Source organism: Streptomyces himastatinicus ATCC 53653, from assembly GCF_000158915.1.
In the GTDB taxonomy this organism is placed as follows: domain Bacteria; phylum Actinomycetota; class Actinomycetes; order Streptomycetales; family Streptomycetaceae; genus Streptomyces; species Streptomyces himastatinicus.
This window is the reverse complement of sequence record NZ_GG657754.1, coordinates 9,450,546-9,458,308: the sequence shown is the minus strand read 5'-3', so window position 1 is coordinate 9,458,308 and position 7,763 is coordinate 9,450,546. Positions and strand designations below refer to the sequence as shown.

At 72.6% G+C, this 7,763-nt stretch carries 9 protein-coding genes; 3 read left to right on the top strand and 6 right to left on the bottom strand.

Going from position 1 to position 7,763, the window contains the following annotated elements; genetic code table 11:
- Window positions 1-600 (bottom strand): beta-ketoacyl [acyl carrier protein] synthase domain-containing protein (locus SSOG_RS40025; protein ID WP_039939839.1); only part of this gene is annotated, 600 nt, incomplete at its 3' end.
- Between the two features lie 279 nt (window positions 601-879).
- On the opposite strand from SSOG_RS40025, the gene SSOG_RS40020 reads away from it, so the two are divergent.
- On the top strand, window positions 880-1,677 hold the full coding sequence (locus tag SSOG_RS40020) for an AfsR/SARP family transcriptional regulator (protein WP_009720022.1): 798 nt from the start codon (window positions 880-882) through the stop codon (window positions 1,675-1,677).
- Here the strand turns inward: SSOG_RS40020 and SSOG_RS40015 are convergent.
- From SSOG_RS40015 to SSOG_RS39995, 5 genes are all read right to left on the bottom strand, one after another.
- A complete protein-coding gene (locus SSOG_RS40015; protein ID WP_009720021.1) occupies window positions 1,646-2,452 on the bottom strand; it encodes a thioesterase II family protein in 807 nt (268 codons plus the stop codon). The two genes, SSOG_RS40020 and SSOG_RS40015, sit on opposite strands and share 32 nt — an antisense overlap.
- A gap of 78 nt (window positions 2,453-2,530) precedes the next feature.
- Entirely contained in the window at window positions 2,531-3,235 is a 705-nt protein-coding gene (gene fabG, locus SSOG_RS40010) for a 3-oxoacyl-ACP reductase FabG (RefSeq protein WP_009720020.1), read from the bottom strand.
- 25 nt (window positions 3,236-3,260) lie between these two features.
- Window positions 3,261-4,481 carry a beta-ketoacyl-[acyl-carrier-protein] synthase family protein gene (locus SSOG_RS40005; RefSeq protein WP_039939837.1) on the bottom strand — a complete coding sequence of 407 codons (1,221 nt, stop codon included), beginning with the start codon at window positions 4,479-4,481 and terminating at the stop codon, window positions 3,261-3,263.
- The gene (locus SSOG_RS40000; RefSeq protein WP_039939835.1) at window positions 4,481-4,720 is read right to left on the bottom strand and encodes an acyl carrier protein; all 240 of its coding nucleotides are present in this window, start codon (window positions 4,718-4,720) and stop codon (window positions 4,481-4,483) included. Before SSOG_RS40000 ends, SSOG_RS40005 begins: the two co-directional genes overlap by 1 nt.
- A 40-nt stretch (window positions 4,721-4,760) precedes the next feature.
- A complete protein-coding gene (locus SSOG_RS39995; RefSeq protein WP_009720017.1) occupies window positions 4,761-5,762 on the bottom strand; it encodes a beta-ketoacyl-ACP synthase III in 1,002 nt (333 codons plus the stop codon).
- 310 nt (window positions 5,763-6,072) lie between these two features.
- Here SSOG_RS39995 and SSOG_RS39990 point away from each other — a divergent pair, with 310 nt between their 5' ends.
- On the top strand, window positions 6,073-7,098 hold the full coding sequence (locus tag SSOG_RS39990) for a ScbA/BarX family gamma-butyrolactone biosynthesis protein (protein ID WP_009720016.1): 1,026 nt from the start codon (window positions 6,073-6,075) through the stop codon (window positions 7,096-7,098).
- On the top strand, window positions 7,095-7,763 hold a 669-nt coding region (locus SSOG_RS39985), incomplete at its 3' end, for a 3-oxoacyl-ACP synthase (protein ID WP_039939833.1). The genes SSOG_RS39990 and SSOG_RS39985, both read left to right, overlap by 4 nt.

Sequence of the window (7,763 nt, the reverse complement as noted above, 5' to 3'; positions counted from 1 at the left end):
CCCGGCGGCGATGGCGAGGTCGCTCTCCCCGGTGAGCAGGCTCTGCCGCGCCGCGTGCACGGCGACCAGGGAGGACGAGCACGCGGTGTCGATCACCACGCTGGGGCCGCGCAGGTCCAGCGCGTGGGAGACGCGCCCCGCGGTGACGGCCCTGATCCGGGCCCCCACGGCGTCCCGCAGCACCGGCTCGGCGGGGGCGTGTTCGGCCTCCGCGTACTCCGCGGTGGCCTGGCCGACGAAGACGCCGGTCCGGCTTCCGGCCAGCCGCGCCGGGACCAGGCCCGCGTCCTCCAGCGCCTCCCACACCACGTGCAGCAGCAGCCGCGCCTGGGGGTCCATGCTCTCGGCCTCCACGGGCGCGATCCCGAAGAACGCGGCGTCGAAGCCGAACGCGTCGTCCAGGAAGCCGCCGTGGCGGGAAACGGTCCTGCCCGGCCTGCCGGGCGTGGGGTCGTAGGCACGGCTGATGTCGAAGCGGTCCGCGGGGACGCCCGTCACGGCGTCGCCGCCCCCCATGAGCAGGTCCCAGAAGGCATCCGTCCCGGCCGCTCCGGGAAACCGGCACCCCATGCCGACAACGGCGAGTGCGGTGTCGTCCATCGGTCGTCTGCGCTCCACGGCGCTCCCCCTTCATGACGTGAGAATGACGCCGCCATAGTGGCAATCACTGTGATTCAAAGTTGTATCGGAGAGCAAAAGTTTACCCAACTCGATAACTATGCGTCCCCGAAACCCAGCAGAAAGCGACCCCTCCGGAGCCCATTTGCCCCACTTCAGTAGCAGTTGACGTCCCCTCACCGGCCCGCGCACGCTGAGTTTGTACTTGCGCTCATAGATGTACGGCGCTATATGTTTACCCTCGAGGAGGGGGACTGACGGATGATCGCCAACGTACTCGGGCCGCTGCGCGTGACCTTGAACGGCGGCTCAGTCGTGCCGGCCGCGCCGAAGGCCAGGAAGGTGCTCGCCCTACTGGTGCTGAACCGGGGGCGGGTCGTGCAGATCGACGCGATGGAGCGCGAGGTATGGGGCGCCGCGACGCCCAAGAGCGCGGCCACCAGCCTTCAGAACTACGTCATGCAGATCCGCAAGCACCTGGGAATGGTCCTGCCCGGCGGGCCCGGGAGCGCCCTCGCCAAGCAGATCCTCGTCACGGAGCAGACCGGATACCGGCTGGCCGTCCCCGACGACGAGTTCGACGTACGCCGCTACCAGGACCTGGTGGCCGAGGCGGGCCGCGCGGAGGAGGCGGGGCAGCTGGCCCAGGCCTCGGCGCTGCTGCGGTGCGCCCTCGACCTGTGGCGCGACGAGCCGCTGGCCGACCTGCCGACCGGGCCCGTGCTCCAGTCGCACGTGCTGCGCCTGGAGGAGGACCGGAAGTCCGTACTGCGCCGCCGCATCCTGCTCGACCTGCGGCTCCAGCGGTACGAAGTCGTCGGCGAGCTGCGCGCGTTGACGGCGCTGCACCCGTACGACGAGATGCTGCACGAGTGCCTGATGATCGCCCTGAACCGCTCCGGCCGACGCAATGACGCCCTGTCGGTCTATCAGGGGCTGCGCTCCGCCCTGGCCGAGGGGATCGGCCTGGAGCCCTCGATGCGGCTCCAGGAACTCCAGAAGTCGATCCTCGTGGCGGGCGGCTCGCTCACCCCCGCGCTGCCGTCCGTGGGGCTGTGACCCCGGCCCGTACGCCCGCGTCATGACCCACCGCGCGCAGCGCCGCGGTGAGTTCCTCCAGCAGCACGTCCGCGCCGGTGGGCGAAAAGGGAAAGAAGTGGCCGCCGTCCACGAGCCGCCCCCGGTGAGCGGCACGGGTGAAGGCCGCCCACCCGGACAGGGTGTCGCCCGGGACCAGCGGATCGTCCGTCCCGGCGAGGGCCGTGAGCGGCACCCCGAGGCATACGTCGCGTACGGCGCGCAGCGCCCGGCGGGTGAGGGCCAGGTCATGGGCCAGCGCCCGGGCGCGCGGGTCGAGCGATGGGTCGTCGAGCGCGCCCGCGGGGAGCCCGTGCAGCGCGAAGATCTCGTCCAGTCCGTCGGCCGTGTGCAGTCGCTCCGGGTGGGGGTATGCCCTCTCCCCCGGCAGTCCGCAGCTCACCACCACGGCGCCCGGGTGCGGTGCCGCCCCCGGCGCGTCCGCCACCGCGACGGCGAGCAGCGCGCCCATGCTGTGCCCGTAGAACACCGTGGGTACGGTCGGCAGTCGGCGCAGTGTGCCGCGTACGCCCCGGACCACGTCCGCCACGCTCTCCGCCGGGGGCTCGGCGGCCCGCTCCGCGCGCCCGGGCAGGGTGATGCCGAGGAGGTCCACGTCGCCGGGCAGCCGTGACAGCGGCGTCAGATACCGCTGGGCGTCGCCGCCCGCGTGCGGGAAGACGACGACCCGGGCGGCCGGGGCCGGGTGGGCGGTGCGCAAACCGGATATCCAGCCGGTGGTCGGGCTCGGGAACACGGTGGTCCGCCTCCTGGTGTCGACTGACGGGCCGTGGCCCCGGTACGGACCGTTCCGTACCGGGCCCGGGGTCGTTGCTCAGTGGCCCATGCCGATCCCTCCGCTGACCGGCAGGACCGCTCCGGTGATGTAACTCGCCTGCTCGCTCGCCAGGAAGCGGACGGCGGCCACGACCTCCTCGACCCTGCCGGGGCGGCCGAGCGGTGTCATCCGCATCAGGTCCTCCATGCGGCGTTCGGACAGCGGTGCCGTCATATCGGTCTCGATGATGCCGGGCGCCACCACGTTCACCGTGATGCCGCGGTCGCCCAGCTCCCATGCGAGGGAGCGGGCCATGCCCACCAGACCGGCCTTGGCCGAGGCGTAGTTGGTCTGCCCCGGTGAGCCGAGGAAGCCGAGCGCCGAGGAGACGAGCACCACCCGGCCGCGCCGGGCCGGGAGCATGCTGGTGAGCGCGGCCCGTACGGTCGCGAACGCGCCCGTGAGGTTGGTGGAGAGCACCTCCTCGAACTGCTCGTCAGACATCCGCAGCGCGGGCCGGTCCCGGGTGATCCCGGCGTTGGCCACCACGACCTCCACCGGGCCGTGGGCCGCTTCCGCCTCGCGCAGCGCCTTCTCGACCTGTCCCGGCACGGTGACGTCCGCGTGGACGCCGAGCACCCCGTCCGGCGGACTGCCCGTACGGTGACTGGCGGCGACCTTGTCGCCGTCGGCCGCGAAGGCGGCGGCGACTGCGGCGCCGATGCCCCGGTTGCCGCCGGTGACGAAGACCGAACGGTTCATCGTTTCCCCTCCCTTCCCGCGACGCTCACGCGGGGGTGACGACGAGCGCGGCGTTGTGACCGCCGAACCCGAGCGAGGTGCTGGCGGCCGCCTCGATACGGGTGCGGCGCGGCTCCCCCGTGACGACGTCCAGATCGATCCGCGGATCCTGGTTCTTGAGGTTCCCGGTCGGCGGCACGGTGCCGTGCTGCACGGCCAGCACGGTGTACGCGGCCTCGATCGCCCCGGCCGCGGCGAGGGCGTGGCCGGTGACGCCCTTGGTGGAGGTCACGGCGGGGCCCTCGCCGAGGACCCGGCGCAGCATCCGGCCCTCGATCACATCGTTCATGGGGGTGGCCGTGCCGTGGGCGTTGACGTGGCCGATGTCCCGCGCCGATACGTCGGCGTCGGCCAGCGCGTCCCGCAGCGCCCGTTCGATGCCCCGCCCCTGTGGGTCGGGCGCGGTGGCGTGGTGGGCGTCCGAGGTGGCGCCGTACCCCCGTACGACCGCCCGCACCGTGGCGCCGCGCGCGCGGGCGTCCTCGGGGCGTTCGAGGACGAGGACCCCGGCGGCCTCCGCCGCCACGAACCCGTCCCGTTCTGCGTCGAAGGGGCGGGCGGCGTGTTCGGGGGCTTCCCGGCTCCTGGACAGCGCGCCCATCTTGGTCAGGCCCGCCATCACGGTCGGGGTGAGCGCGGACTCGCTGGCCCCGGCCAGCACGATGTCGCACGCCCCCGAGCGCAGCAGGTCGCGGGCGGTGCCGACAGCGGTGGCGCCGGAGGCACAGGCGGTGGCCGTCACCAGGCCGGGGCCGGTGGCGCCGCAGTCGATCGCCACGTACCCGGCGAGCATGTTCGGCATGTACTTGGTGATCATCAGCGGGGAGACCCGGCCGGGGCCGCCGTCGCGCAGCTCCTGGTACTGCTCCTCGAAGGTGGCCGCGCCGCCGAGGGAGTTGCCGAGGACGACGCCCACCCGGGCGCCGTCCCAGCTGTCCCGGTCCCATCCGGCGTCCTCGATCGCCATGCGGGAGGCGACGATGGCCAGCTGTACGAAGCGTTCCAGCTGCCAGGAGGCGAAGCCGCCCAGCAGTTCACCGGCGTCGAAACCGGGGACGCGCGCGGTGAAGTCGACGGGCATGCCGTCCAGGGACGTGTCCCTGGTGGCGCAGGAACGACCGGTGAGCAGCCGGTCCCAGTTCTCCGCGACGCCGGATCCGGCCGGTGTCACCAGCCCGAGTCCGGTGACCGCTATGCCGTCGGCCATCAGGCCACCGCGCCCTTGTCGGTGAGCAGTTCGGCCAGTTCGCGCACGGTGAGCTGGTCGGTGAGGTCGCCCTCCTCGATCACCACCTGGAACTCCTTCTCCAGGACGAGGCTCAGCTCGATCAGCACCAGGGAGTCGAACGACAGGTTCTGGAAGGTCACCTCGGGGGTGATGATCTCCTTCTTGAGCTTGAACTGTCCGGAGAGGATGCCGGTGACGCGCTCTTCGATCACATCCATGGTGAAACTCCTTCTGTGAGTACCGGTTGCCGAGGGGAGGTCAGACGGGGCTGATGTCGGGCCAGCGCAGCCCCATCGCGCCCCAGGTGAGGCCGCCGCCGAAGCCACCGAGGACGACGCGCTGCCCGGGGCGCAGGGCGCCCTCGATGACACCGTCGGCGAGGGCGAGGGGAATGGAGGCGGCGACGGTGTTGCCGACCCGCCCGATGTTGGAGACGAACCGGTCCGCGGGCAGTCCCATGCGGTCCGCGACGGCCGCCAGGATGCGGGCGTTGGCCTGGTGCAGGACGACGCGGTCGATGTCGCCGGGGGCCCAGTCGAGGCGGTCGGCGGCCGTTTCGACCGAGGTGGCCATCCTGCGGACCGCCTCGGAGAACACCGCCCGGCCCTGCATGGTGAAGTAGGCCCCGGTCTCCTCCGCGGACCGGCCCGACGCCTTCTGCCGCGAGCCGCCCGCGGGGACCTCGATGAGTTCGCTGCGGCTGCCGTCGCTGCCGAGGTCGAGGCCGCCGAGGGCGCCCGGTTCCCCGGGGTCGCCGGGGCGCAGCAGGACGGCGCCCGCTCCGTCGCCGAACACCGCGCGGGTGGTGCGGTCCTCGGGGTCGAGGATGGTGGAGAAGGTGTCCGCGCCGATGACCAGTACGCTTCCGGCGGTACCGGATCCGATGACGGCGGCGGCCATGCCCAGGGCGTAGACGAAGCCGGTGCACACGGCCGCGATGTCGAAGGCGGGGACACCGGTGAGGCCGAGTCGGCTCGCCACGTCCGGGGCGGTGGCCGGGCACGGCCGGTCCGGGGTGCTGGTGGCGACCATGACCATGTCGGCCTGGTCGGTGCCCGCCGACTTCAGCGCGCGCCGCCCGGCCTCCACGGCGAGGTCCCCGGTGGACTGCCCGGGGCCGATGACATGGCGCTGCCGGATTCCGGTCCGGGTGCGGATCCACTCGTCGGAGGTGTCGAGCCGGCGGGCCAGTTCGTCATTGGTGACGACGTTCTCCGGCAGCCAGGTCCCGAGCCCCGCGAGAACCGCCGCGCGGTTCACCCGGCACTCCGTATGGCGCGAAATGCATGCGTGAATGCGCCGTTGGCGCGGAAAGAGTCCGTAGCACGGAAAGAGTCCGTCAAAGAGTCCATCGCTGCTTTCCCTTCTGGCCCGCCTCGCCGACTCGTGCGGCGTTTCCGGGAATTCATGCTGCATGCCGCCGCTTGAGGCGTTCTCATGAACGGCACAGAAGGCACTCACGGTCCGGTCATTCGCGGCGTGAGAGGGACGTGAGCGGGGCGGTAGCGGGTCCGGCCAGCATGGTTGCCGTGCCGAAACACTCCACGATCTCAAGGGAAAGGGGACAGGCGTGACAGTGGCCACCGAGGCGGCCGACGCACGAGTCATCGTGCCGGACCTCGACTTCTCCCGCACCGTCCCCAAGGACCTGGTGCACCGGGAGGCGTTGTCCGAGCTGTTTCTGACCGACAGCCGGAAAGTGACGGACGGGCATTTCGTGGCAGCGGCCCAAATACCCCCGTCGCACGCCTATTACACCGACCACACGGACCGCTCCCCGATCGATCCGCTGCTGTTGCTGGAATGCTGCCGACAGGCGGAAACCCATGCCGTGCACACGCATTTCGGAGCACCGCGCGACACCGTCTTCATTCTCCAGTCGTGGTCGATGCGGCTGCCCGGCGCGGCCACCGTCCGGATCGGCCCCGGCCCCGCGGAACTCGTCATGGACGTGACCACGCGCGACAGCCGGTGGCGGGACGGCACGCTCCTCGCCACGACGTATGTGATGCGGCTGTCCGTGGCCGGGCAGTACCTCGGCGAGGTGTCGCTGCGCGCGGCCTATATGCCCGGCGGTACGTACGCGGCGATGCGTACCCGGCGGCGCGGCAGCACGCCGCCCACCTCGGACGCCTTCCGGTATCTGCGGGCCGGAACTCCGGTGCCGCCGGGGCGGGTCGGGCGCACCCGCGAGGAGAACGTGGTCCTGCTCGACGCGGTGACCGGGCCCGACAGCGTCAGCGCGCGGCTGCGCCCGGCCGGAGAGCACCCCAGCCTGTTCGACCACCCGCTGGACCACTTCCCCGGGATGGTCCTGATGGAGGCGGGCCGTCAGCTCGGGCTCCTCCACGCCGCCGAGCACACCCGCGACACGGGCCGGCCATGGGCGCTGACCGAACTGGCCGCGTCCTTCCAGACGTACGCGGAGCTGGACAGCCCGCTGCTGCTGACCGCCCGCCGGTCCTCCCGCCACGAACCGGACGCGGATGCGGAGCTGCGGCTGAGCATCGCCTTCGAGCAGGACGAACAGCTCGTCGCCGAGGCGGACATCGCGCTCACCCGCACCCAGCGGCCCACGCCCGAGGACGCGGCGTGAAGTTCGGCCGACCGCTGTATGTGAGCGCCGCGACGACCTGGCTCCCGGCCACCGTGGAGACCCCGGACGACGCGGTGCGCGCCGGGCGGCTGGCACCGGAGGACGTGGCGGCGACCCGGTACCGGCGGCTGCCGGTGTCCCGGGCCGAGGCGCCGCCGGAGATGGCGGTGCGGGCCGCGCGGCGCGCGCTGGAGCTGGCGGGCGACGACCCGCGGGACGTGGGCCTGCTGGTGCACGCCTGGACGTATCACCAGGGGCACGACTTCTGGTCGCCCGCCCACTACATCGCGCACGGCGCGGGCGCCCTCGACGCGCTGCCGGTCGGTGTGCAGCAGATGTGCAACGGCGGTGCCTGCGCGCTCGACCTCGCCGCCGCGCGGCTCCAGGCCGACCCGGCGACCGGCGCCGCGCTGGTCACCACGGCCGACCGCTTCTGCGAGCCCGGCTTCGACCGCTGGCGCGGCGACTACGGCCTCTGGTACGGCGACGGCGCCACGGCCGCCGTGCTGCGCGCCGAGGCGCCCGGCCGGGACCCGGGGCAGGCGCTCGAGCTGCTGTCCCTGGTCACCGCCGCGGCGCCCGCCATGGAGACGATGCACCGCGGCCGTGACGCCTTCAGCCCGGCGCCGCGCGAGCACGGCCCGGTGGTGGACATCCGCCGCACC